Source organism: Anabaena sp. CCY 0017, from assembly GCF_963920885.1.
GTDB lineage: Bacteria > Cyanobacteriota > Cyanobacteriia > Cyanobacteriales > Nostocaceae > Nodularia.
In genome coordinates, this window is the sequence record NZ_CAWUDG010000008.1 from 67,496 (window position 1) to 92,312 (window position 24,817).

A 24,817-nucleotide genomic window follows, 5' to 3' on the forward strand; every position below is an offset into this window, starting at 1 on the left:
TCGCTATCCTAGAGGAAGAGCAAGACAATTATTTAAAAAATGAGCCTAAAATCTTTGCAATTGAGTCTTGAAAATCTTCGCCCTTGGCTCACTGTGTTAGCAGTTTTCTGGTTGCTAGCATCATTAGGCTTAGGGTGGTTGGTGAATTCGTTGTTAATTATCTTTGGTTTGCTGTTCTTGACACCCGTTGTCGCCTTCTTAGGGTTTCGCTGGTGGCTACAACGCAATTTAGTTAATGATCAGTGTCCTGTCTGCAATTATGAATTTACAGGCTTGAATAACACCCAGTTGCAGTGTCCTAATTGTGGAGAGCAATTATCAGTCAAACAAGGTCATTTTCAACGCTTCACACCAGAAGGTACAATTGACATTAAAGCAATTGAAATACCAGCCAAATCACTGGAAGAACAAAAGTGATCCGACGGTATATGTATAATTACTGAAATCAGGGCGGGCATCTTTGCCCTCACCCACAAGATTTATATTATGAGATGATTCGGTCATCAATTGGTAGAGAAAAATCGCGAGACCATTCATTCCAAGAACCAAAATAATTTCTGCTATAAATACCAGCTTGTTGTAAAGCCATCATTGTATTAGCAGCCCTGGAACCTTTAAAGCAGTAAATATAGACAATCGACTGGGAAGTAATACCCACAGATTGACAAATTTCTAAAATTTCTGTTGGTGAGCGAAACATCGGGATTTCCGAGTCGCAATTCATTAAACGATGCCATTCTAGCCAGACTGCATTCGGGATTCTGCCTTTGCGAGGACAAAAATCAGGGCTGTAGGGAGAAGAATTTAGTCCTTAGCTGGTTCAGGAACAGAAACAGACTGGACTGGTAGGTTAATGTTCAAAGAAGTATTTCCCGTTTCCTGGCTTGATCTCCTCAACCGTATTAAAGACAACAAAAGACTAATTACATACTCTGGTGAGGTGAATATCTAAACACAGATGAATTGCATTTAATTGGTATTCATGGGTGTTCATTTGTGGTTGATGCGATCGCATTCACTCAAAATTATTTAACTTAAGCAGAATTTTACCCACGATAATAGAATTAACCCTGTCGTGAAAATGATCATGGAAACCCTCACCTTAAACATACCTCCAAGCGTAGGTTTAACCGATGAGCAGTTTTATCAACTCTGCATTGCTAACGAACCTTGGCAATTAGAACTTACCCAGACTGGAGAATTAATTATTATGCCACCAACAGGTGGAGAAAGCGGAATTAGAAACTCAGATATTAATATAGAACTCGGTTTATGGAACCGTAAAACCAAGTTAGGCAAAGTTTTTGACTCTTCCACTGAGTTTAAATTACCTAATGGTGCATATCGCTGTCCTGATGCGGCTTGGGTGAAGTTAGAACGTTGGGAAGCTTTAACCAAAGATGAAAAAAGACGTTTTCCACCGCTTTGTCCTGATTTTGTCATTGAACTGCGTTCAGAAAGTGATAGTTTAACTAAATTACGCCCTAAAATGCAGGAGTATCAAGAAAATGGTGCGCGGTTAGGTTGGTTAATTGATCCGCAAACACCTGCGGTAGAAATTTATCGCCCAGGACAAGATGTAGAAGTTTTAAATTTCTCTTTTGATCAACCTCCTCAACTTTCTGGTGAAGCAGTTCTACCTGGTTTTGTTTTAGATTTGGCGATTATTTTAAATCCATAGAGTAGGTTACAGAAAATACCTGTTTATTGTACAACTCCAAATCAAGTGTACCCAGCTATGGCAACACCTCAGTTAATATTGGTATTGGTGTTTTGTTTTATGAGTTAGAAATTGAATAAAAAAGGGCTAAAGCCCTGACTACGAACTATAAAGCTAGAAGCAGGGAAAATTGCTTTGAGTTAAATAAGATACAATATGATTGCCGATCGCGAAGAAAGCGTTTATGTCTGAATCCCAGCTTGACTTTTTATTACAGGTACTCCAAGCAACAGCAGATAGTAAGGGCGATGCCAAGGTTATAGACCCACTGCTGGAGGCAAACCAAGAGAAGCTTATGAACTTTGCCCAAGTTTTACGGAGTTGGGCAGATGTAACTCTAGCAGCATTGGAAATAGAAAAAACGCGCAAAAATACTGTAGTGGTTATCGGCAATTTCAGCAACTATATGCAGGACTTTCCCAGGGGAAACCGGGCAGATAATTTAGAAATTGCGATCGCAGGTTATGAAATTGTACTCACTGTTTTTACCCAGGATCGCTTTCCCTATGAATGGGCGACAACGCAAAACAACCTGGGCGCTGCTTACAGTAACCGCATTCAAGGAACGAAGTCTGAAAATTTAGAACTGGCTATTTTTTGCTACCAACAAGCACTGCAAGAATACGCACGTGATCGCTTTCCCAATGAATGGGCTAGAACTCAAAACAACCTGGGTAATGCTTACAGTCAGCGCATCCAAGGCAAGAAAGCAGCAAATTTAGAAGATGCCATCTTTTACTACCAACAAGCACTGCAAGAATACACCCCCGAAGCTTTTCCTCAAGACCATGCCGGAACTGCTTTCAGTTTGGGTTTGGCTTACAAAGTCGCTGAACGTTTTGCAGATGCTTACAACATTTTAAAATCTGCCATTAACGTTCTAGAATCTTTGCCTAGTGGAATTATTTCTAGCAGTCAAATTAAACAAAAACTGGCAAAAGAATGGCATGAACTCTATCACTGTATGGTGGAAGTTTGTCTGGAATTAAAATACTACAACCAAGCAGTTGAATATATCGAACGTAGCAAAACGCAGAAATTAGCCGAACTGCTGGCAAATCAAAGTTTACCAAAACTACACTCCTTAATCAGCTTTACTGAAATTCAAGGATTATTAGATAACCAGACTGCGATTGTGCAGTGGTTCATCTTTGATGATTGCTTTCGGGCTTTTATCATCACTAAACAAGACCAAACACCCCGCATCTGGAAATCTACTGCTGAAGATTTACAAGCTTTAGATAATTGGTATCACAGATATCTAGAAACTTACTCTAAAAATCAATCTTTGTGGATAAATCAGCTAACTGAACAACTGCAAAAATTAGCACAAATTTTACATATTAATGATGTTCTCAATTTAATCCCAAATACCTGCAAATCTTTAATTTTTGTCCCCCATTGTTACCTGCATTTATTACCGCTTCATGCTTTACCTCTAACGGGAAATAGAGATAATTATCTGTTAGACAAATTTGCTGGAGGAGTGAGATATACACCCAGTTGTCAACTATTAAAGTTTGCCAAACAACGAGAATATCAGCCTCAACAAAGCTTATTAGCTATCCAATATTTCCACGAAAATCGGCGTTATACGAATCTGGAAGTTGAAGCGATTCAGGGTTACTTCAATCCCACTATTATTTTAGAAAAAGCACAAACCACCAAATCAGCTTTATTAACAGTCGTCGCCAGTTCCCCGGATGTGCAAGTCGTGCATTTTTCTGGTCGCTGCTACTTTGATAGTAAAAATATTAACTTAGAAAAATGTTTAACTTTAGGTGACATTTTTAAACTCAATTTACCAGAATGCCGCCTCGTAACTCTTTCCGCCTGTGAAACAATACTTGCTAATTACGTAAGTAACACTGATGAGTATATTGGTTTACCAACTGCTTTTCTCAAAGCCGGCAGTTCTAGCGTAGTTAGTAGTTTGTGGTCTGTGAATGACTTTGCTACTGCTTTATTAATGATTCGATTTTACGACAATTTGCACTCTCTACCCGTTGCCCAAGCACTTCGTGAAGCGCAGTCCTGGTTACGCAATGCTACCAAATCTCAGTTTATCCACTGGATGAAAAATCACTCAAAAATCAATGAACAAAATCAGCAAACTATTCAGCAGTATCTCAAATGGTATAAACCAGACGACAAACCCCTCAACGAATCGGTAAATTGGGCGGGTTTCTGTGCTTTTTAACAACTTTTGCCTAAATGCTAATCCTATTATAGCGATCGCCCCCTCAACTCATGCACAAAATCCTACCCAAACAAACAGCTTCCATGTACACCCGTGATGGTATCCGCCTAGATGCAGATATCTATCGCCCCGATGCTGAGGGAGAATTTCCCGTTTTATTGATGCGCCAACCCTATGGAAGAGCGATCGCATCTACCGTTGTCTATGCCCATCCCAAGTGGTATGCTGCACATGGCTATATTGTAGTTATTCAAGATGTCCGAGGAAGAGGCACTTCTGCAGGCGAATTTCAACTTTTTACCCACGAAATCGCCGATGGAGAAGACACCGTAAACTGGGCTGCTAAACTCCCTGGTAGTAACGGCAAAGTGGGAATGTATGGCTTTTCCTATCAAGGAATGACTCAACTATATGCCGCAGCTGCAAAACCACCAGCATTAAAAACAATTTGCCCAGCCATGATTGGCTATGATTTATATACAGATTGGGCTTATGAAGGTGGTGCATTTTGTTTACAAACTAACCTCGCTTGGGCAATTCAATTAGCTACAGAAACCGCCCGTTTACGAAAAGATCAAACAGCCTACGAAGCATTATTTGCTGCGTCTCGTAATTTACCTGTAACTAATCCCGAAATTCTCCAGGAACTCGCCCCAGAATCATTTTATCATCAGTGGCTGACATATTCTCATCCCGATACATACTGGGAAAAACTTTCGCCTAAAACCCACTTACAAAATGTTGATTTGCCCATATTCCATATCGGGGGATGGTTTGATACTTACCTGCGAGGAACTTGGCATTTATATCAAGATATGAGCGATGGGCAAAGCCCCGCCTTTCCTACGGAACGCTCCGCGAACGGCGATCGCAGCACTCAACCCCAACATTTAATCATCGGTCCTTGGGCGCATTTGCCTTGGGGTCGCCAAGTCGGTGAAGTTGATTTTGGTGTTAATGCTGTCAGTCCTGTAGACCAGATGCAAGTTCGGTGGTTTGACCAGTTTCTCAAAGGTATTAATACAGGATTACTCGAAGAAGATCCTGTTTGTCTATTTGAGATAGGAAGCAATATTTGGCATAGTTATCCAACTATCCCTATAGTAAACCAGAAATCTTATTTTTTGTCAACCACTGGACTGGCTAATATTCGAGAAGACTCCGGAACCCTCAGTCCAAATTCCCAAGCCCAAATTCCCAATGCCTTTGATGTCTTAGTACATGACCCTTGGCGACCTGTTCCCGCTTTGGGTGGTCATGCAGCAATGCCGGCGGGTGTTTTTGAGCGATCTGCTTGCAGCAGCGCTTCGCTATCGCATCTTGACTGTCGTGCTGATGTTTTAACTTATACGAGCGAACCCTTAACAGAAAATTGCCATTTACTAGGGAATGTCGCCGTGGAAATCTTCTGTAGTGCCGATCAACCCAGTTATGATTTGTGTGCGGTGCTGTCAGAAGTGCATCCTGATGGCTGTGTGTATAACTTAACTCAAGGTTATGTCCATTGTCCTCCAGGTTCAAAAGACGCGCCGACCAAAATTCAACTGCAACCTATTTGTGCGCGAATTGCTCAAGGTAATGCCCTGCGTTTAAGTTTGAGTGCTGCTTGTTTTCCTGCTTATGCGATGAATTCTGGAAGTGGTACAGTAAGAAGTAGTGGGGAGTTGATGAATGCTCAGGTAATCACAATTACAGTAAATTGTGGAGATGATTTTCCTTCTCAAGTTTTGCTGCCGTTAAGAGTTAGTTTCACGCAAAGGCGCAAAGACGCAAAGAAGAAGAAGAAGAAGAAGAAGAGTTAAATTAATGGCAGCGAGTTTAGCAGTTTACAGCAAAAATTAATTTACCGGATATTGAGCGAAATATCTGGATGATTTTACTATTGAAGCAGAGGAAACAGATGGAAACTAAATTAACGGAACCATCAGCAGCACTCACTGAAATTCCGGCTGGCTATCTGAATATCATGGGTTATGTGGATGAGTCGGAAGTTAATGGCCCTGGAACTCGTGCTGTTGTCTGGGTTCAAGGTTGTCCGCGTGAATGTTCTGGCTGTTTTAATCCTGAGTCTTGGTCTTTTGGGATTAACCAATTAATTTCTGTTGATACTCTGGCTGAAAATATCCTCAGTAAACCTAATAATACAGGTGTGACTTTCTCTGGTGGAGAACCTTTTTGGCAAGCTACTGCATTAGCTTCTTTGGCTCGTAAGTTGAAAGCTGCGGGATTAAATACAATGTCTTTTTCTGGGTTTACCCTTAAGCAGTTACAGTCTGAATCAGCACCACCAGATTCGGCTGCACTATTAGCAGAATTAGATATTTTGATTGATGGTCCTTTTGTGGACTCTCTCGCAATTAATTCTCCCACGTCTTTGGTTTCTTCTAGCAATCAAGGGGTTAATGTTTTTAACCCAGATTTAGCAGACCAGATGACTTGGGCGAGTGACCAGATAGAAGTCCATATCCTTAAAAATGGTAGCAGGATTGTGACTGGTTATCAAGGCGGATTGAGTAATTCGTAGTTCGTAGTTCGTAGTTCGTAATTCGTAATGCTCCCTTTCCTGCGGAACGCTACGCGAACGGGAGAGCTACGCTAACGTAATTATTAAGAGGGTACAAGTCCCCAATGGTTGCAACTACGAATTATTGAACATCTCCAAGCAAGAATGTAGAGACGTTGTATACAACGTCTCTACAAAGGTTATTTATGAATTAACCACTAATTTGAGATTCTACTAAGCCGATGGGACAAGCAACTTTTGTTCCTCCTAAGCCACAATACCCGTTGGGGTTTTTGGCTAAATATTGCTGATGATAGGCTTCTGCGTAATAGAATTCAGGCGCATCTAAAATTTCTGTGGTAATTTTGCCATACCCTGCTTTGCTCAGAGGTTCCTGATATGCTTCCCGTGATGCTTCGGCTAGCTGCTTCTGCTGTGGGGAATAAACATAAATTCCGGAACGGTATTGAGTGCCAGCATCATTACCTTGGCGCATTCCTTGGGTGGGGTTATGGCTTTCCCAAAAGACTTTCAGTAGTTGAGAGTAACTAATCACTTTGGGGTCAAACACAACTAAGACTACCTCGTTATGACCAGTCATTCCAGTACACACTTCATCATAACTGGGGTTGGGGGTACTACCAGCAGCATAACCCACCGCAGTTGTATAGACTCCTGGAAGTTGCCAAAATTTACGTTCTGCACCCCAAAAGCAACCTAAGCCAAATACTGCTTGCTCCAATCCTTCGGGAAAAGGTGCTTTTAAAGGGTTTTTATTGACATAGTGTTCATTGGGTACTGGCATCGATTTTGCTCTTCCTGGTAAAGCTTCTTCAGGAGTGGGGATAGCCAACTTTTTACCAAATCCAAATAGTCCCATAATTTTTAACTCTGATTTCTCATAAATTTCTTTACCTTACTTAATATTGTAAAGAATCTTGTACAGGTTGGGGAGTTATGGGAATTAGTTTATTGTTTAGCGTCCAATCATTGCGGGAACTGATTCGGAGGAATAGTGCTTTAGGAGTAGTTGAGCATCTACACATTCCTGGATTTGCTCTACCATAAACTGAATCATCGGCTGGGCGACTTGACATTGAAGAGTTCCCATATTGTCGTAGGTTCGCTCACTGGGAATAGCTTCAGCAATGGGAACTTGATTACACTGGCGGTCAAATACACAACGATGGCAGGTTTCTAAACGCTGGTGTCGTAGTTTGAGAGTATCCTCATAGGATTTGGTGGCAAAAATCTCTGCTAAGGGCTGACGAAACACATTCCCCATCAAGCCTTCTGGTAGGTAGGCATCACCGTGATTGTAGATATCGCCGTTAGTATTCATAATTAGCGCCCATTCTTCATTTGCCGGCTCATAAGCCTCAATTTTATGGCCTTGCAGATGCCGGATAGCGGCGGTGAAATAAATCCATAAAGGCATGACGCGAATATTGGTTGGTTCAGCAAATTGGGCTTTGGCTACGGATTGCAGGGCGCTGACGGTGGCGGCTGTGGAAATTAACAAGGGACGTATTCTTTCTGGGGGATCTTCGTGGCTAAAAATCGGCAGGATGCGGTAATTAATGCCGAGTTCATTAAAAAATTTATATGTGGGAATTACGTAATCAATATTTTGAGCGTGTAGTACTGCGATCGCACCGAAGCCAATATTCCGATCTATGAGTCTTTGTAGATTTTCCAGTACAGTATCTTGGGATTGACGACCTTTAATATCTACGCGCTGATCACCAAAGACATCCAGGGATACTCCTAACGAAATATTCAGTTCTGCTAGTAAATCCAGTGTCCGATCTGCAACTTTCACTAAATTACTCTGCACAGAGGTGGTGTATTCAATTCCAGCCTCTCCTAAATATCTACGCTCTAACTCACAGAACTCTCGTAAATATGATTCGGGCAAAAGTAGGGCTTCTCCCCCATGTAAGATCAGATGAATGGGTGTCTGCTTTTGGCGCTGTTTGACATAATCAGCTAGATGGCGAAAAAAATATTCTACCCCTGCTAATGGCATCCGTTCTTTATTGGCAAGTTCTGCATATTCATAGCAATAAGTGCAGCGAAGATTACATAGCTTGCTGAGTTTCATGATGATATGCATAACTTTGATTTATTAATTTATGGCTTTGAAAAATATGGAGAGAACAGGAATTTAATTTTCCTGTTCCCTGTTGAAGCTTACTTGGAAATGCTGCCAGGAATTTGTCTAGTGGGAGTAAAATTACGGATATTTGTTGGCTGAATCTTATTCCAGGTGTCTATCACTCTACCATTCTGAAGAATTTGGTTTTTAGGAGAATCGTTACTAGCATCCCGTAACCATTCTCCCCATTTACCAGGTTTGCAATCTGCTTGTGTCCCGGAACAACTGGAAGATAATTTGTGGTCAGTTACTCTACCATCTTTGACTGTCAGCGTTTGACGGTCTGGCAATTGATAAAATCCGTCTGCTGCTGGTCGAAGTTCACCTGACTTTGTTTGGAATAATACAATACCCTTTTCCACACTAATGCGGCTGGCATCAAATTTCTCTAATCTAAAGTTTTCTGTAGTGGTAGGTCGCTTATCCATGAGGATTTGAGCCTGGGCTGAGGGAATTATCCCCTCTCCTAAAACGCTGAATAGTTCGCTAACTAAACCAGTTTGAGCTGCTGCGGAAAATCCGGCGATCGCAATCAAGGCAATCACTGTATTTGATTCTTGCTTTGATTCAGACATGAATTTTTCTTGTATATGATCAGACAGATACAGTATAACTCATGTACGATTTATCAATGAGAATTGCACATAATTTTTAAAGACAAGCGTGTACTAAAGGCAACAAATGACCTAATTGTTCTTGACCATTTACGGCTAAGTCACTGTGACATAAGTAAACTTTTTCAGCCACGCGAGACAGTAAATCTGCAAAAATCTTGCGTAATCTTGCTTCTTCTAGTGAATTTTCATCTTCTGCTGTCCAAGGTTCCCCTAACCTGTCTCTCAAGAACAATGGCGCTGCAAATAGCGACGCAGCACCACCTTTTGTCCATAGAGGGGAACCAGCATCTAACCAGAAATGCCAACGGTGAAATCTTCGACTAGAGCGATATTGGAATATAGTTGCTAAAGTGACAGCTTTTCTGGCTACACCAATGGGACGCAAAGGGTAAGGGTTGGCGGTAATCGTACCACGTCGCAATAAGTGTATAAATTCGGCAACAGTTGCGCTGGCTTCTTCCCCTACTGTACTGGGGTTTATCTGTCGTAAACGGGTGTCAATTTCCCAGTAGTGTTGAGCAGTTTCCAGTAATTCCCGCAGTGCTGCCATTTGGTCGTAAGGGGGGTTGCTATCCTTACAAATAAAGTCCTGAATTGCTAGATATAACAGAGAAGTTGGACTGGGAATCAAAGGCTGTGTCTTCTGTTTTTCTAACCACTGTAAAATTTCACCATAAGCTGTGGTGGCTGCATAGCCAATGCGATCCCAGCGCTCGAATGCTGATACTGGTAGTAAATTAGGATTGTCGGGATGAGGTTTAAAACAGTAATCTGCAATTAATCCGGCGCGTACTGGGTCGATGCGAGTGGGGGAAGACGCGATGAATCGCGTCTGTACAAGAGAGTCTTCTGAGATTTCTTGTTTTCTACTTAAGATAACTAACATCTCGGCTACGGCATCTCGATCTACGAGGCGACCTAAACCGGGATAGACTAGAGCCAGCATGGTGAGTAAGGCTCGAATCACAGGCGAACTAATTAAGGGGCGTTGCTCGTGGAGTGATTCGACTGGGATATTTTTCTTGGCCAGGATTTCTACTAAAGTATAACGAGCGATCGCATCTAAACCTGGTGCAATAATTGCCACATCCTCTGGTTGTACTTTTCCTGAATCAATGGCTTGAACAATTTCTGCTGCTGTTTTCCGCAGCAATTCGGAGCGCAATTTGGTTTGAATTAACTGTAATGAGTTTGGTAAACTCGATATCATCATTGATTCTGTAACTAACTCTAGCATTGGGGGTAAAAGTTGCTCTGCTAGACTAGGTACAGGTGATGTCGTTAATGTTTCGATCTGACAACGCCCTGCTAAACCCTCTAAATACTTGGGATCTGCTCCCAATCCCAGACGCACTGCGCCATCAGGGTTATAGCTAAAAGCCCCTACTGCGCCTTGATCTAGCAAAAAATCAAACAGTTGACGGGCTACCGCCGGATAATCATCGACATCATCTGCTAGTACGGCGTGATAACGTTGAGTTAATTGTTGTTGATAATGGCGATCGCTTAATAAATTCTGACTATAAAGTTCAGTAATAATCCCATAGCTAAGTAATCCCCTTTCTAAACACCAGTTGCGCCAATCAAGTAATAAAGATGCCAAAAAATCCGGTTCTAAATCTATGGCATTTTCTTGTAAGCCTGTTTGCAAAATCTGGCTAATATCTTCACAGGGTGTACCACTATAAGCCGCCAATTGGAATAAATCCAAGATGCGACGTACCAAACGAGACTCATTCACTCCCGCAGGTTGCAAAGTGGCTGCATCTAATCGGGAATGCCAAAATTTCGTTGCTAATTCCTGTTCAGTTTCCGGGCGTAATCTTACCGGAAATTGTGCTTTGAGTTTTAACGACTGAATCAATAAAGGCCAAAATAAAGTAACTTCATCTTGAAAAAAACCGAGCATCGTTTTGGCACGAACTGGATATTTTCCCTGAGTTGCCGTCACAATTTTATCAGCCAGATCACGGCGATTCTCACTATTGGCAGCTAAAACCAAAATTCCTGGCTCTATCTTGGGGAGAGATGAGATTTGTGATGTTCCCCAACCTTGTGGCTGACTTGGTTTTTCAGTATAAAATGAATCAAAAGTATGTTGTTCACTGTGCAACCAAGCACAAAAACTTTTTACCAAACGAGCCGTCTTACCGCTACGGCTAGCACCAACAATCCAAATAGAATGAGAAATCACAAATCCTCCCCTTATAGATTTGCTAGTATACTGCGTGCGTTAACTTAATGATCAGAAGCACTATTAAATGCTGAATAATTGCCGACGATGAGAATACCGTTTTTTAGTCAGAAAGTTTACCCTTTTTTACTGTCTGCTTACAGATGGTACTTACTCACCCCAGAGCGTTCATTAGAAGCAGCTTATAAAGCCGCACTACAGATTAAATCCATAGAAGACGAACATTTTAATGGTCATAAAATAGACTTAAACTTAGCCATTTACAGTAACAGTGTAATGGATTATTTTGAGTCAGAGTTAAAGCAACAATTAAAAATTGCCAGGATGCGACTGACAGAGTTTCGTGCCAGTCGTTTATTTTCTAATGAATCTCATCAAAGAGCGGCTCAGAAAACAGGAATACAATATCCTAGTTCTGCCTTAATTTTAGAGAAATTACAATTCATTGATCAAGTCATTTCAAAATATAACAACTTAGAGAATGAAATCAATGCTTCGGCTTTACTAAATCAACCTCAAATCATAGAAATTGATCCAACTACCTCTGTATCCTCACCAAAAAAAATACCAAATCCAAATCAAGAACCGCAGAAAAAGCAGCGAGGTAAGGCTGATACAATGGGAATATTGCCTCGGTCGATTTTAAGCACTATCGGCCGTCTGCAAGTTGAATTAGATCCCAATGCTGAAGAAGATGTTGTTAAAAATTTTCGTCAGACTCAAAGAAGAACTATAATATCTATTAGATTTATTTTACTCTTAATTATAGTACCTTTATTAACTCATCAAATCTCAAAAGTCTTAATAGTAAGTCCGATAATTAACCATTTTAGAAACCCTGAAGCAGCACCCATGTTTCTTAATTTTGAAATGGAGGAAGAAGCATTAGTAGAATTACACAAATTTGAAGAAAAAATCAAGTTTAAAAACCTGATTAATCACGCCCCTGCATTATCTGCTGAAGAGATAGAAATCCAGATGGAGGATAAAGCACGTGAAGTTGCTGAAAAATTTCGCCGTCAAAGTACCAATGCGATTAAAAATGTTTTTTCTGATATTTTCTCAGTGGGTGCTTTTATTTATCTATTGATTATCAGCAAGTCTTCTATTGCAGTCTTAAAAGATTTCTTTGATCATGTTGTCTATGGTCTGAGTGACAGTGCTAAAGCATTTATAATTATTTTATTCACGGATGTATTTGTCGGGTTTCACTCTCCACACGGCTGGGAAGTAATTTTAGAAGGTGTATCACGTCATTGGGGCTTACCAGCTAATAGAGATTTTATCTTCTTGTTTATTGCCACCTTTCCCGTGATTTTGGATACTATCGTTAAATATTGGATTTTCCGTTATTTAAACCGCATATCACCTTCCGCAGTTGCTACATATCGGAATATGAATGAATAGTTCGTAATTCGTAATTCGTAATTCGTAATTCGTAATTCGTAATTAAGAAGGTCATATCAAATCTAGGTTAATCACTTTATAATGGCTTTTATAGCTCTTTTCACTCTACAGGAGATAAATTTGATAACCAATTTTCTGCTGATGATGATGATTGAAAATGGATAATTTCTAGATGGGCATATTCCAATTCTTTGAATAACAAAGGATATATTTTGCGGTTTTTGCTGTGAGTTTGCAACGCCCACAACAAGATAGAATCGCGGCTAGAAAAAGTTGTTTGCCATGTTTCTTGATTACCATTGCAAACTTTTTCTTTTGTGATTACCCGTAAAAGAGTTCGCCATAATACACGACTCATTACTACTGACAAAGGATAATCTAGCCAAATAACTGTATCCGCCTTTCCCCAAACAATATCCCGTACCATGCTGTAATTCCCATCAACTACCCAGGTATTACCGGATAGTGCTTGAGAAACTCGGTGGCGGAAAACTTCATCTGACACTTCTACCCAATTCGGTTCCCAGTGTAGATAGTCTAGTTCTACATGAGAAATGGCGAGGCGCTGGGAAATTTGACGTGCTAAAGTCGTTTTCCCAGAACCACTTGTACCAACTACAGATATTCGCTGCATTGATTTTCTCTGTGTTCTCTGCGCCTGGTGTGGTTCGATATCTTTTAAGTTGTGTACTCAGCGTTAATTTTCACATAGTCATAACTCAAATCACAACCCCAGGCTTTACCAGAACCATGACCATTACCAACGTTAACGGCAATAATCACCGGATTATCGACTCGTTGACCTTTAATTATGCTTCTATCCACAGACAAATCATTACTACTGTTAGTAGCAATAAAGTCTGGTGGTAAAGAGGAATCAGCCACAGTTTGTTTTAAATATGCACTGGCTGCTGCACGGTCGAATGGTACTGGTTGACCATTTTCTAATAATAAGAAATCCCCTAATTTTATTTGCAGGTTGTCTTGTTCAAAATTTACACCTGCACGTCCGGCGGCAGCGGCGATACGTCCCCAATTGGGATCGCGGCCAAAAATGGCAGCTTTAACTAGAGATGAACCGGCAACGGTTTTAGCAATTTGACGGGCGGAAACTTGATCATAAGCGCCAGTTACTTGCACTTCAATTAAGCAAGTTGCACCTTCGCCATCACGTGCGATCGCTTTGGCTAAATGCTGACATACTGCTGTTAACATCGCTTCTAATTTCTCGGCTTCTGCACCCATTTCGGTAATTGCTGGGGTGCGAGATTGACCATTAGCCAAAGCAATTAAACTATCGTTAGTGCTGGTATCACCATCTACGGTAATGGCATTAAAACTTTGGTCAGCAGCCCTACTTAACATTTGCTGCCACAAATTAGATGAAACTGCTGCATCACAAGTCACAAACGCCAACATCGTGGCCATATTGGGATGAATCATCCCCGAACCTTTGGAAATACCACCAATGCGGACGGGGCGATCGCCTATGGTTGTTTCTAAAGCAATGGATTTTGTTACTAAGTCTGTAGTAATAATTGCCCCGGCTGCGGCATCTGAACCCGTTGGGGAGAGTGCTGCTACTACCTTGGGAATACCACTGCGTAAGGCATCCATCTTAATCCGTTGACCAATTACGCCAGTAGAAGCCAGCAAAATCGATTCCGGGGAAATCTTCAACTCCCGTGCTAATATTTCGGCTGTTTCTTCGGCATCACGCACACCTTGTATCCCTGTGGAGGCGTTTGCTTGACCAGCATTGCAGAGAATTGCACGGGCGCTGTGTTTAGCTTGCAAGCGTTGACGACAATAATCTACACAGGCGGCTTTGACTTGACTAGTGGTGAATACACCAGCTGCGATCGCCTCTACATCTGACCATATCAAAGCTAAATCGGGCAATCCCGAAGGCTTCAGTCCTGCGGTGATTCCCGCCGCTTGATAACCTCTTGGTGCAGTAACACCACCAGAGATTTCTTGCCAATCTGCCATTCTTCTTCTCTCCACAACTGTTAGCTGCTTGACTGGCGATTATACCAAGTATTCACTGCCAAATATTCGCCGATCATGAAATAAGGAGAGCTACATGAGCAGCTCTCCAGATCATCAGGGTGCATCTACATAGCACAGTATAGCATTTTTGCAGTGAGGTGTAATACCCATTATTAATTTTTACTATTAAATATCAATAGTAATATTTCTTTCTATTCATTAAGAGATATAGAGCAATCCTATTTTATTCATCTATAGGCTCAGATCCCCGACTTCTTGAAGAAGTCGGGGATCTTTATGTTCATAACTTATTGAGCATTTCTATATAGATAGATAGATACTACAAGAAATATACATTTTTCACTAATGCTAGTATAAAACTATTTGACCAAGTAATTAGTTTTCGAGTATGACATTGGCAATAAAACCCCCTGTAAAAAGTCTTAAAGACTACGCTTACCAGGCAATTCAACAACACCTCAAAAAAACCTTAAAATGGGAGAAACCCGTTAAGAAAGATGAAGACCCAGAAGCATTGCATCAAATGCGCGTCGGGATGCGTCGCCTACGCACTGCAATCAGTAGGTTTACTTTAGTCCTGAATTTACCGCAACCAGCCAACGATAAAAAAATTGGTAAAATTGCTCGTCGTCTTGGCAATCTCAGAGATATAGATGTCCTCAAAGAAACCTTGGAGACTCATTACCAACCACATTTACCTCACAAAGAACAAAAGGTTTTGCAAACAGCTTTCAATGTTTTAGATAAGCAACGTAAACAGGCATTATCCAAGACGCAGAAAACTTTACAAAGTAAAGAATACAATTCTCTTAAACAAGAATTAGTAGATTGGTTAGAACAACCCATTTATCAGCCTTTAGCTTATCTACCCATTCAACAAGTGCTACCAGATTTACTCTTACCTGAAGTGAGTAATTTTTTGCTACATCCGGGATGGCTAGCAGGAACTAGTATTGTAGACTCAGAAATAAAGGTTTGCACAAATTGGCAACCAGAAAATATAGAACAAGAATTAACCACTCAAGGCGAAAGTATTCATGATTTACGGAAACAAGCCAAACGAGTGCGTTACCAAATGGAATTATTTAGTGACTTATATGATGAGACTTATGCAGCTTATGTTGCCGAAGTCAAAAGCATCCAAGACATTTTAGGAAATATGCAAGATAGTGTAGTTATGGGTGATTGGCTTGAGGATGTGTTTAAGTCAGAACTTGATGATTATTTGCCAACAATTGCTACTTTATTAAAGCAAAATCGTCATCAATTATGGCAACAATGGCAACCTTTACAAGAGCGCTATTTGCAAGCTGAACACCGACACAATTTTCATTTAACAATACTAAATCCCATCCCCACAGCTATTTCTTAAACAATCATTTTAGCGGCGAGTAGACAAGTTGATGGGGGCTTCAAGTGATAAAACATAAGTACTACTTTGAGGGATCTGGACAACACGGATATTTTCTGGGGAACCTAAGCCTGTCAGGAACCCAACAATACTTCCCAGCATTGCACCCCGGTCAAACTGTCTGGGATTACCTTGGCTGAAAAAGCCCAAAGTATCTCCACCAATCTGGCTCCAAATCGAACTATTTTCCGCAGCTTTGTCATTAGCGCGTTTATAGGTAATAGTAGTACCGGGAATTGTCTGACTCGATGCTTTAATAGCAACAATGCGACCATTAATCACCAAAGATTTAGCGACAATGATTGCACCCCCATCTGTAGGCTTGAGGTTAATAGTTACAGGGGCATCTTTCGGCACTATAATATTACCTTGATCATCTTGAATAGCATCAGTTAAAGGCACGGTTAGAGGATACGCCTTGTTTTGTCCAACATCAATGGTAACAGATGCTGGAAATCTGATAATAATTGCTGTATCTTGAGGAATTGTCATCTCTTCACTAACTCTTTGAGTTGGAGATTGCCCAGCAGGCTGAATAGGAAGAGGTTGAGCGCTAGCTGGCAATGTAAAGGAACCTAACAGACAAAGAGAATAGGCAAGGCTGAACAACAGTTGCATTTTCATGGGGCGAGAAACTAGCCTCAAACGCTTATTAAATCAAGGATACAGCAACTCATAGTCAAAAAAGATAGGTCTAGATTTATAAATCAGACATATCAGTTTAGAGCTAATTTATCTACCAGATGCTTACAAAAGAGGGCAGAGGACAAGAAGCCTAGGAAATAAGCCTAATCAGCGCAGAGCGATTTCAATCGCCCCTGCCCTCTGCCCTGCCTCTTCTGTTTAACTAACCAATTAATTTTTGCCAGGTCATTCCTCCGACAATGCCATCGGCAAGTAAACCATTTTGCCGTTGATATGTCCTAATCGCTGTACCTGTCTGAGGACCATAGATACCATCAACACCAGCACCTACACGGGATTGTATATATCTCACAACTGGACCGCCAGCATGGTTAGGTCTGACTATTCGTTTAGCTAAAATCAGATTAATTGCATCCCACGTATTTGTGTCTGCAATTCCAGTCGGTGCTAGTCCAACAATATTTTGAAAATTTACTGTTGCAGACCTTGTTGCCGGTCCGGTGATATTATCTTCTACCAAGCGTCTACCATTTGCATCGTTGATTTTTAATTGATTTAAGGCTCTTTGCAGTCTGATGATTGTAGTATCTGTATTCAACTCTTCATCTGGGACTGGACTAACGGGAGTGCTAGATACTTGACCCGTCAAGCCTTTAACGATGGCATTAGCAGTTGCTTCGGAATCAAAGATATTCATATCTTTTGGTGAATCGATGAAGCAACATTCTACAAGAATTGCAGGCATTCTCGTATTTCTGAGGACATATAAGTGGGAACCACTTTTAACGCCACGATTAAAAAATCCTAATCTGACAATTTCATTTAACACTGGTTGAGCAATTCTTCTCCCAGCATCACTACTTGCAAATACTTCCGTACCATTAGCCCGACCATTAAAAGCGTTAAAATGTATTGAGACAAAAACCTCAACTCTGTTAGTATTCGCCGTATTAATTCTTTGAAAGAGTGAATTCGTTACAGAAGTAGACCTATCTGGTTTACACGGTATTACTTCATGCCCTAAAGCCCGTAACTTGGAAATAACTCTGTTTCCTACATCTGTGTTTAAAACATCTTCAGACTTGATTCCCACAGCACCTGTGTCTGGACGAGAATTATGCCCAATATCAATGCCAAATTTCATCTGTTGAACCTCACCAGTTATGCTTATAAATTCCGATTACGTCATCAAAGGTAGTGTATCGGATAAACCACTCCAATAATCATGGCAAATAAAAGAACGAAGCAATCAAGGCATAGAAAGGTTTGTTGTCTACAAAAGGCTACGCTAATTAGATGGTACGCGAACGCAGTCAAGCATTAGATCATACTATAATATACGAAATATATTTTATACTGAGCAGTAGCTTAAATATGCTGTAAAGCCCTGTGGGCATGGCTGCGCTTAGATCGTATCGCTAAAGCGAAAGCTAACGCTAACGCGTAGCGTCTCGTAGAGAAGTGGGGCGTTAGCCAGTAGAAACCAAGTAGGGGCGGGTTTATTAAAATTATTATTGATAATTGAAAATATCTGTAAACCCGCCCCTACATCAAGGCTTTGGGCAATCAACAATGTCCTAACCTCCTTGGCGGTTGCTTTACATAGTTAGGTTTATTTCAGCTTAACTACCGAATTTCCTGGTTTGGAGAAGAGTTGCCGTACATTTGAGTTAGCATAACTTTGGGTGTTTGGAGAAAGGTGATGAGCAAAAAAAAGTTGCGTAAAACTGGGAACGAAAAAGGCAGTTTAGCTGTCGAAATGTTTAAGACAAAAATGATTCGGCTGACAACACCAGTTTTGGCTATAGCTGGATTGTTGGCGATGACTGCTCCAAGTGTAGCTGTGAAGACCTCTTCCGCCAATGATTACCGTGTCTGTACAGCTCGACTCTTGAATTTGGGTCTAACCGCACAAGCAGTATCACAAGGATGTGCAAAAGCACTGCGTCCGAGAGACTTGTCTGCTTGCGTGGTGAAAATTAATCAGCGAACACAAATTAGTGCTGTAGATGCTCTCTCTTCCTGTGAACAAGCCCGGCGACCTGAGAACTTATCTACTTGTGTTGTTGGTATCACCAGAAATACTCAAGACGCTATTCACACAACAGTTTTAAACTACTGTGTCCGTAGTTTATTGCCTGAGCGTTTTGCTCAGTGTGTGGTGGGCTTACGTAGTGCGCTTGATATTGCACCTACCCAAGCGATGGATACTTGTATCGATGCCAGTGACCGTGTTAGTGGCTTTTCACCTGCATCTACACCACAAAATAGAGTCCCCACCGAATTTAGTCCCTCTTTTGAGGTGACTCCGATTCCAGGGCATTCGGAAGGTCAATAAAATATTACGTCTTTACAGCTATTTTCAGGTAAATAGACCACACGCTAGGGGCGCAAGGCCTTGCTCCCCTACGACAGATGTGGTTCAAATACATGAAAACTGATGTAAGTTGACGAATTGTTTCTAGGCTGGGCTTATAGCCCGCCTAGTTTCTTGTGTGGTAAAAAAACACTAGTACAACCTTGGCTACATAGCTTAAGACAGTGTTGATTGCTTAAAGACTTGAAGCAATGGGGTTGATACTTGACAATACGCAACTTAGTTGCTGTTTCTGGTGGGTTTTTCAGCATTTTCCTGATAAAAACATCGATTTAGTGACTGAAATACTTAAACTTAGCAAACCTTGCAAACCAAGAAATAAAGTTAGCTAATAGAAAAATAAAAATGCGACTATGTTTTGTCAGGCTAGGCATATAAACCAAACCTCTAAGTCTTCAGCAGCAAACTGAAAGTATTTATTTTTTAATATCTTGGGATTAAATTCACCAAGAACTGGATTCTATGTAAGTGGATTGCCTAGCATTACTGCCTGGAAGTCAAAACTCAAACTTGTATTCCGTGTCCTCCTTGTCTAGGTAATGGGCTATTTTTATTTATCAGTCTCTATAGGTGTTCGCGGAGCGTCTCGTTAGCGTCTCCGCAGGAGAAGAGAAGCAGATTCCCGTAGGACATAGTATTTCTATTTACAACTTGCTGTACTAGTACAAGGTGTTAATGGTATAACACCTTAACTATCAGTCTTCTTTTCTGCCAAACACCATCTGTAAAATCATGGGAATTCCACCGCTTTGGTGATACCTATCTGCCCAAGAGCGAATGATTTCATCTAATTCTTCCATTGCTTGCTCCCATCTTTCTGCTGGGATATCAAGCTCTTCTAAGGCTCGCATGGTATTTGGTCGCCGTTCTGCCCAATCTTTCATCATGCGGAAATACCTGGCGGTATCTTCCACCATAATGTAAGTCCGTTCTTGATCGTCTGCTGGGGCATAAAAAGGGCGGGTCAGAGCGTAGAAGGGCATTCCCCAAGGAGAATCAATGCGCGTTACTGTACCGGAGTAGAGTAGGCGACGTTTGATATGTTCTGCTAAAGCTTCGCTCAAAGGCATTTGATGCTCAGGTGGCAATACTTCTTGCGATCGCTTGTGCAAAAATTCAATTAGATCCAAAAACTCAAAAGAAGTGGTCAGTTGAGCATCAGGCAGATTACTGGGTAGTTTCTGCTCGATTTGCCTTTTTTCTTCGCTGGTCAAACTTGTACCAGGAACACGGGATCTTCCTGGTTGCCAAGGAAACTTTTCCATCCAGACATAAGGTAACTGAATCAGATAGCGGGGTTCTTGAGAACCTAGCATCTTCAACAATTTGCCTTCGGTCAGCGCTTGTCTGACTTCCTCTACAATGATTTTTACCCGTTTTGGCTCTAGGTGATGCAAGTGACCGGTCATCCGCAGATTTTGCCCTTGCTCCAGATAGGTCATGTATATCGCACACTTAGCTGCGGTTGCGGCTGCATCTAAGAATGCTCCATGCCTATGCCCACTCGTCCGCATGGCACTAAAAGCCAGATAAAGCATAATCTGATCCATCGCACTGGGGCTAAGACGCTTGATCAGATCTATGTCGTTACTCATATTACAGACAGTTGAATAGCACGTTTACAGATTTTTTATTCGCACAGAAACAAGTAGTATACACCCAATTGAAGCCAATGTCTTGATCCAAATCTGAGAGGGTGTTTAAACTCCGATGTGGTCGGGAGTTAAACATGATAATTTCTCTTCAGAGGGTAGGCTTTACCGCAATAAATATCTGGTGGCTTTCACAAAAAGTATGTCTTTTCAAAAGAATTACTTTTTATTAGGCTCAGAATAACTGCTGCTTGTGTAAAACTTTCCGGCAGATGCTTGGGAGTTATTTAGGAGTAGGTTATCTACTGACCTAAAAACACTGGCAGGTTTAAGCAGAATTTGTAACCCAATGTATTGCTTACAAATTACGGCAATTTTTTGGCAGTATCGGCAGTTGATTGGAGGGACAATCATCTACCTGAAATAAGGTGGATAATTCCAAATTCAAACTACCTTTTATTTTATTACAACATGATATTCTATTTTTGGTCGTTTTTGTATTAATTTTGTATAAAGCAAATTATTGGTAATACTTCTATCATTACCATGTAACTGTTTAATATGCAACTATTTATTAGGATTCTCTGATGTTCCACCAAAGAGTATGAGTTAAAGTTTAATAAGTTCTTTGGTATTAACAGGATGACAAAGAAACCTCTGAGGCATATCAAACTACTTAACACTCAAATTGTATCGTTTATACGTATAGTGTCAAGGGGTATGATTACTGAATTATTCAGCTTTAGCAGGATACAGGTAAAAGTAAAATTTCAAAGACTATAGGAATTGGATTTTATTTGTGTATTTACTGGCTGGCTGAAATCGCTCCGATCCCATTCAAAATTATTAATTCAAAGGATTTAGTGCTGAGTGCTAAGTGAGTAGGGGCGGGTTTAAGCAGTTAGTCTGAGGTTTGTCAAATCCTTAGTAAACCCGCCCGGACACCGAGTGAGGAGTGCTGAGGATTGAGTAAAAACCCAGTTTCTTGAGGGATTGGAGCCATCAACACTTTTTTAATATCCTTGGTGATGGCTATACCTCAATCTAGGGCTTGGAAGTAAGGACAAGGACTGAGAAATCAAGGTGAAGGCTTTATTTCATGTTGGTAATTTTCCAGGAATAAATTTGGGCGTTTGCATTCTGAAGTAATTAATTCAAATTTTCTTGTTTCAATTTTGAATTATTTTTTGGGGATTTTGAATTCAAAATCCGTTATTTAATTTTCAGAGCTAGAAGGTTTAACCTGAGTTCGCATTTTCTCAAAGCTGTAAGCTGCTACGCCAAAACTTACGAACACTACTCCCATAATTTGAATAACTTCCAGGGTTTCTTGAAGTATTAAACCAGCAAAAACTACGGTTAAAATTGGGACACCTGCTCCGATAATCGCTGACCGTAATGCACCTAATTTGCGAATACCAACATGGTTAAGTACATAGCCTACGAGAGTTAGAACACCCAAAATAAAAGCTGTCAGAATTAGTTCCAGCAAATTAGATTGGGGAACAGCAATACTCAAATTACTTGGTAAAGGTAGCATCAGACAGATAAAGCTCAACACAAACATGGTGCTAAAGTTAATTAACGTAAAAGACACTGGATGCAGTTTGGTGGCACATACCCGCGTCAAAATCACGTAGCAGGCAAAAGCTACCCCAGCGAAGATGGCTGTGCTGCTTCCCAGGGAGAAATTCGCCATACCAAGGCTTGTAGAACCGCCTAAAACCAGTAATTCACCGCAGAAGACAGCACCCATAGCCGCAGAGTGGAATCCACTGGGGCGATCGCGGAACAGTAGCCATGAGAGAAGGCCGCTAATGATCGGGTAGATAAAGAACAACGCGATCGCTGTTCCAGTTGCGACCTGACCAATAGCCAAGTAGATCAGCACCTGAGATAAAAACAAAAAGCAACCACTGGCGATCGCAAACTGTAAAGTTTGCTGTTTTTTGACATTACTATTAGCAGGGGAATTACCACGTAATGGTGCGATCAGATTTTGCATATCTTGCCATACTTGTGGATGCATCATGGGAGCCAAAAGCAACATTAATGGCACAACCACCAGCAGGCGAAGCATTAAAATTAACAGGACATTTCCCAGTGTTGGCGAAATAATTCCCTGAATCTCTAAAACGCCCAAATTGTCGAAAGGTTTAAAAAACATCCCCTTGATGGCTATGTTGTACAGCGATGATACGACTGTTGACAATACAACTAGTAAGAAACCTATCTGAACAGGCGAAAAACTTTGAGAGTTAGGTGATTTTGGTGATGTCGGTTTTGCTTCTTGCTTGGTGACTGAGTTAGAACTTAGGGGTTTAGTCTCAGGTTTCGATAAGTCTCGACTGATTACTGAACTGGGTTCGCTAGCCTTTCCTGACTTTGATGAGAATTTAGTATTGCGTTCAAATGATTCCCGGCTGGGTAATGAATTTGATTCGCTAGCTTTTGGAGACTCTGATGGAATTTTAGTCTCACGTTCTGACAACTCCCGACCGATTACTGAAATAGGTTCGCTGATTTTTGGAGACTCTGGTGGAACTTTAGTCTCACGTTCCGACAACTCCCGACCGATTACTGAAATAGGTTCGCTGACTTTTGGAGACTCTGGTGGAACTTTAGTCTCACGTTCCGACAACTCCCGACTGAGTACTGAACTAGGTTCGCTGACTTTTGGAGACTCTGGAGGAATTTTAGTCTCACGTTCCGACAACTCCCGACTGATTACTGAACTAGGTTCGCTAGCTTTTGGAGACTCTGAAGGAATTTTAGTCTCACGTTCTGACAACCCCCGAATGATTACTGAACTAGGTTCGCTAGCTTTTGGCAGTGTTTTGTTTGATGGTGCTGTAGAAGCATCAGTACTTTTGCTTTCAGATAAATTACCAGTACTTATAGAACTACTCCTGGTGGCGCTGGTTGGGATCACTCCTACCTGTAAACGTGTCTGAGACGAACGGGGCTGCTGTGGCTCCGTCGGTTGCACAGGAGTGGGTGGTGATGCTTTTTCGGCTGGTTGCGAGATTTCTTGTGTTGTTTTGCCTAGTTCACCGCGCAGATGATTAATAAAATTCTCTACAATCGCTTCCCCTTGCTGCTGTTGGCTCTGCATCCGAGACAACTGTTGGGAAAGATTATTTTGATAATTTTTCAGTTCCTGCTGTAACGAGTTAAAGGTAATCGTCAGGGTATCATCCAAAGTGCCAAGCATTTGTTTGGCATTCTCATTGTTATCCCCGGCTGACTTCATAGCAGATCGTTCCTGGGAATTACCTTCTACTGATTTACTGGCTAAATTTGCCAGCGATGATTGCAGTTGGGAGGATATATGCTTTGCTAAGGCTTCTGATAACTGACGAATTAATACTTGCTGTTCAGTTATTTGTCGTACCTGTTGTAAATGTTCCTTTTCCTCTAGCAACTGTTGAACTTCGTCAGATAAACGGGTTTTATCGGCTTGAAGCCGTTTTATTTCTTCCTGAAACGATCTGAGCATATTCTGCTGGAGACTTTCTAAATCCTCCACTACAGCCCATAAAGCTGTCTCTGCTGCTCTGGATAGCTCGCCTCTGACTCGTGGGTTGTCTGGTCGCTTCTCAAATCGCCCCATTAGCTTCTAACCTCTAACACCTTGAAGATAAAGCTGCTTTCCGTAAACTTGCTTGGTACTCATAGTGATTTCCTGTATTTTGTCAGGTAAATTCAAGACTTTTGCAGGAATTGCGTACATAAATGTAATTTTGTCATGCTGAGTACAAGGTTGGCAAAGTATCTAGTTTATTTGCCTAACAGCCCTAATATACTGTCTTCCCTTGAGCATCACAGAAATGCCTGCCATTAGACTGATTTAAATGAACGTTTCTCTAGTGAGAGTTGATTAGGAAAAACAAAACACTTAATATAAATACTTGTTTTTTTAGTAGCAACAGTAAATCGAAAGCTGATCAATACGTGTATTGCCACAACAGGATTGTCAA

The 24,817-nt window shown here is 41.1% G+C and carries 18 protein-coding genes and 1 pseudogene; 8 read left to right on the top strand and 11 right to left on the bottom strand.

Annotated elements, in window-relative coordinates; translation table 11 throughout:
* The first annotated feature begins 39 nt into the window (after nucleotides 1–39).
* On the top strand, nucleotides 40–417 hold the full coding sequence (locus ACM0OW_RS12300) for a hypothetical protein (protein ID WP_414550384.1): 378 nt from the start codon (nucleotides 40–42) through the stop codon (nucleotides 415–417).
* A 67-nt stretch (nucleotides 418–484) separates the two neighbouring features.
* On the opposite strand, the pseudogene ACM0OW_RS12305 reads toward ACM0OW_RS12300, so the two are convergent.
* Nucleotides 485–811: pseudogene (locus ACM0OW_RS12305) on the bottom strand (sulfurtransferase); the annotation flags it as partial.
* A gap of 276 nt (nucleotides 812–1,087) precedes the next feature.
* Here ACM0OW_RS12305 and ACM0OW_RS12310 point away from each other — a divergent pair.
* The 4 genes from ACM0OW_RS12310 (at nucleotide 1,088) to ACM0OW_RS12325 (ending at nucleotide 6,444) form a co-directional block, all read left to right on the top strand.
* Complete coding sequence (locus tag ACM0OW_RS12310) at nucleotides 1,088–1,681, top strand: Uma2 family endonuclease (protein ID WP_414550385.1); 594 nt, start codon at nucleotides 1,088–1,090, stop codon at nucleotides 1,679–1,681.
* 223 nt (nucleotides 1,682–1,904) lie between these two features.
* Nucleotides 1,905–3,920: a CHAT domain-containing protein gene (locus ACM0OW_RS12315; protein WP_414550386.1), complete on the top strand. Its 2,016-nt coding sequence runs from the start codon at nucleotides 1,905–1,907 to the stop codon at nucleotides 3,918–3,920.
* A 50-nt stretch (nucleotides 3,921–3,970) separates the two neighbouring features.
* Nucleotides 3,971–5,722 (top strand): CocE/NonD family hydrolase, encoded by a 1,752-nt coding sequence (locus ACM0OW_RS12320; RefSeq protein ID WP_414550387.1) that lies wholly within the window; start codon nucleotides 3,971–3,973, stop codon nucleotides 5,720–5,722.
* A gap of 98 nt (nucleotides 5,723–5,820) precedes the next feature.
* Entirely contained in the window at nucleotides 5,821–6,444 is a 624-nt protein-coding gene (locus ACM0OW_RS12325) for a 4Fe-4S single cluster domain-containing protein (RefSeq protein ID WP_414550388.1), read from the top strand.
* A gap of 190 nt (nucleotides 6,445–6,634) precedes the next feature.
* Here the strand turns inward: ACM0OW_RS12325 and msrA are convergent, their stop codons facing one another.
* The 4 genes from msrA to ACM0OW_RS12345 form a co-directional block, all read right to left on the bottom strand.
* The gene (msrA, locus tag ACM0OW_RS12330) at nucleotides 6,635–7,303 is read right to left on the bottom strand and encodes a peptide-methionine (S)-S-oxide reductase MsrA (protein ID WP_414550389.1); all 669 of its coding nucleotides are present in this window, start codon (nucleotides 7,301–7,303) and stop codon (nucleotides 6,635–6,637) included.
* 96 nt (nucleotides 7,304–7,399) lie between these two features.
* The gene (locus ACM0OW_RS12335) at nucleotides 7,400–8,539 is read right to left on the bottom strand and encodes a radical SAM protein (RefSeq protein ID WP_414550390.1); all 1,140 of its coding nucleotides are present in this window, start codon (nucleotides 8,537–8,539) and stop codon (nucleotides 7,400–7,402) included.
* A 77-nt stretch (nucleotides 8,540–8,616) separates the two neighbouring features.
* Complete coding sequence (locus tag ACM0OW_RS12340; RefSeq protein ID WP_414550391.1) at nucleotides 8,617–9,156, bottom strand: hypothetical protein; 540 nt, start codon at nucleotides 9,154–9,156, stop codon at nucleotides 8,617–8,619.
* 76 nt (nucleotides 9,157–9,232) lie between these two features.
* On the bottom strand, nucleotides 9,233–11,392 hold the full coding sequence (locus ACM0OW_RS12345; RefSeq protein WP_414550392.1) for a recombinase family protein: 2,160 nt from the start codon (nucleotides 11,390–11,392) through the stop codon (nucleotides 9,233–9,235).
* 78 nt (nucleotides 11,393–11,470) lie between these two features.
* On the opposite strand from ACM0OW_RS12345, the gene ACM0OW_RS12350 reads away from it, so the two are divergent.
* A complete protein-coding gene (locus ACM0OW_RS12350) occupies nucleotides 11,471–12,799 on the top strand; it encodes a proton extrusion protein PcxA (protein ID WP_414550393.1) in 1,329 nt (442 codons plus the stop codon).
* A 100-nt stretch (nucleotides 12,800–12,899) separates the two neighbouring features.
* Here the strand turns inward: ACM0OW_RS12350 and ACM0OW_RS12355 are convergent, their stop codons facing one another.
* Nucleotides 12,900–13,433, bottom strand: a complete 534-nt coding sequence (locus ACM0OW_RS12355) for an NB-ARC domain-containing protein (RefSeq protein WP_414550394.1) — start codon at nucleotides 13,431–13,433, stop codon at nucleotides 12,900–12,902.
* A gap of 44 nt (nucleotides 13,434–13,477) precedes the next feature.
* The gene (gene argJ / locus ACM0OW_RS12360; RefSeq protein ID WP_414550395.1) at nucleotides 13,478–14,791 is read right to left on the bottom strand and encodes a bifunctional ornithine acetyltransferase/N-acetylglutamate synthase; all 1,314 of its coding nucleotides are present in this window, start codon (nucleotides 14,789–14,791) and stop codon (nucleotides 13,478–13,480) included.
* A 409-nt stretch (nucleotides 14,792–15,200) separates the two neighbouring features.
* Between argJ and ACM0OW_RS12365 the strand changes: the two genes are divergently transcribed.
* Nucleotides 15,201–16,184 carry a CHAD domain-containing protein gene (locus ACM0OW_RS12365; protein ID WP_414550396.1) on the top strand — a complete coding sequence of 328 codons (984 nt, stop codon included), beginning with the start codon at nucleotides 15,201–15,203 and terminating at the stop codon, nucleotides 16,182–16,184.
* Nucleotides 16,185–16,193: 9 nt separating this feature from the next.
* Here ACM0OW_RS12365 and ACM0OW_RS12370 read toward each other — a convergent pair whose 3' ends face one another.
* Both ACM0OW_RS12370 and ACM0OW_RS12375 read right to left on the bottom strand, forming a co-directional pair.
* Nucleotides 16,194–16,847: a hypothetical protein gene (locus ACM0OW_RS12370; protein ID WP_414550397.1), complete on the bottom strand. Its 654-nt coding sequence runs from the start codon at nucleotides 16,845–16,847 to the stop codon at nucleotides 16,194–16,196.
* Between the two features lie 223 nt (nucleotides 16,848–17,070).
* A complete protein-coding gene (locus ACM0OW_RS12375; RefSeq protein ID WP_414550398.1) occupies nucleotides 17,071–18,012 on the bottom strand; it encodes an N-acetylmuramoyl-L-alanine amidase in 942 nt (313 codons plus the stop codon).
* A 558-nt stretch (nucleotides 18,013–18,570) separates the two neighbouring features.
* Here ACM0OW_RS12375 and ACM0OW_RS12380 point away from each other — a divergent pair.
* A complete protein-coding gene (locus tag ACM0OW_RS12380; RefSeq protein WP_414550399.1) occupies nucleotides 18,571–19,206 on the top strand; it encodes a hypothetical protein in 636 nt (211 codons plus the stop codon).
* 734 nt (nucleotides 19,207–19,940) lie between these two features.
* Here the strand turns inward: ACM0OW_RS12380 and hetR are convergent.
* Together hetR and ACM0OW_RS12390 are read right to left on the bottom strand one after the other, a co-directional pair.
* On the bottom strand, nucleotides 19,941–20,840 hold the full coding sequence (hetR, locus tag ACM0OW_RS12385; protein ID WP_414550400.1) for a heterocyst differentiation master regulator HetR: 900 nt from the start codon (nucleotides 20,838–20,840) through the stop codon (nucleotides 19,941–19,943).
* Between the two features lie 1,213 nt (nucleotides 20,841–22,053).
* A complete protein-coding gene (locus ACM0OW_RS12390; RefSeq protein WP_414550401.1) occupies nucleotides 22,054–24,450 on the bottom strand; it encodes an EamA family transporter in 2,397 nt (798 codons plus the stop codon).
* Between the last annotated feature and the right edge of the window lie 367 nt (nucleotides 24,451–24,817).

What these genes read in the sequence shown, in the direction of transcription:
- ACM0OW_RS12300 (WP_414550384.1), top strand. Translation starts at nt 40, where the DNA reads ATGAGCCTAAAATCTTTGCAATTGAGTCTTGAAAATCTTCGCCCTTGG.
- ACM0OW_RS12310 (WP_414550385.1), top strand. Translation starts at nt 1,088, where the DNA reads ATGGAAACCCTCACCTTAAACATACCTCCAAGCGTAGGTTTAACCGAT.
- ACM0OW_RS12315 (WP_414550386.1), top strand. Translation starts at nt 1,905, where the DNA reads ATGTCTGAATCCCAGCTTGACTTTTTATTACAGGTACTCCAAGCAACA.
- ACM0OW_RS12320 (WP_414550387.1), top strand. Translation starts at nt 3,971, where the DNA reads ATGCACAAAATCCTACCCAAACAAACAGCTTCCATGTACACCCGTGAT.
- ACM0OW_RS12325 (WP_414550388.1), top strand. Translation starts at nt 5,821, where the DNA reads ATGGAAACTAAATTAACGGAACCATCAGCAGCACTCACTGAAATTCCG.
- msrA (WP_414550389.1), bottom strand. Translation starts at nt 7,303, where the DNA reads ATGGGACTATTTGGATTTGGTAAAAAGTTGGCTATCCCCACTCCTGAA.
- ACM0OW_RS12335 (WP_414550390.1), bottom strand. Translation starts at nt 8,539, where the DNA reads ATGCATATCATCATGAAACTCAGCAAGCTATGTAATCTTCGCTGCACT.
- ACM0OW_RS12340 (WP_414550391.1), bottom strand. Translation starts at nt 9,156, where the DNA reads ATGTCTGAATCAAAGCAAGAATCAAATACAGTGATTGCCTTGATTGCG.
- ACM0OW_RS12355 (WP_414550394.1), bottom strand. Translation starts at nt 13,433, where the DNA reads ATGCAGCGAATATCTGTAGTTGGTACAAGTGGTTCTGGGAAAACGACT.
- argJ (WP_414550395.1), bottom strand. Translation starts at nt 14,791, where the DNA reads ATGGCAGATTGGCAAGAAATCTCTGGTGGTGTTACTGCACCAAGAGGT.
- ACM0OW_RS12365 (WP_414550396.1), top strand. Translation starts at nt 15,201, where the DNA reads ATGACATTGGCAATAAAACCCCCTGTAAAAAGTCTTAAAGACTACGCT.
- ACM0OW_RS12370 (WP_414550397.1), bottom strand. Translation starts at nt 16,847, where the DNA reads ATGAAAATGCAACTGTTGTTCAGCCTTGCCTATTCTCTTTGTCTGTTA.
- ACM0OW_RS12375 (WP_414550398.1), bottom strand. Translation starts at nt 18,012, where the DNA reads ATGAAATTTGGCATTGATATTGGGCATAATTCTCGTCCAGACACAGGT.
- ACM0OW_RS12380 (WP_414550399.1), top strand. Translation starts at nt 18,571, where the DNA reads ATGAGCAAAAAAAAGTTGCGTAAAACTGGGAACGAAAAAGGCAGTTTA.
- hetR (WP_414550400.1), bottom strand. Translation starts at nt 20,840, where the DNA reads ATGAGTAACGACATAGATCTGATCAAGCGTCTTAGCCCCAGTGCGATG.
- ACM0OW_RS12390 (WP_414550401.1), bottom strand. Translation starts at nt 24,450, where the DNA reads ATGGGGCGATTTGAGAAGCGACCAGACAACCCACGAGTCAGAGGCGAG.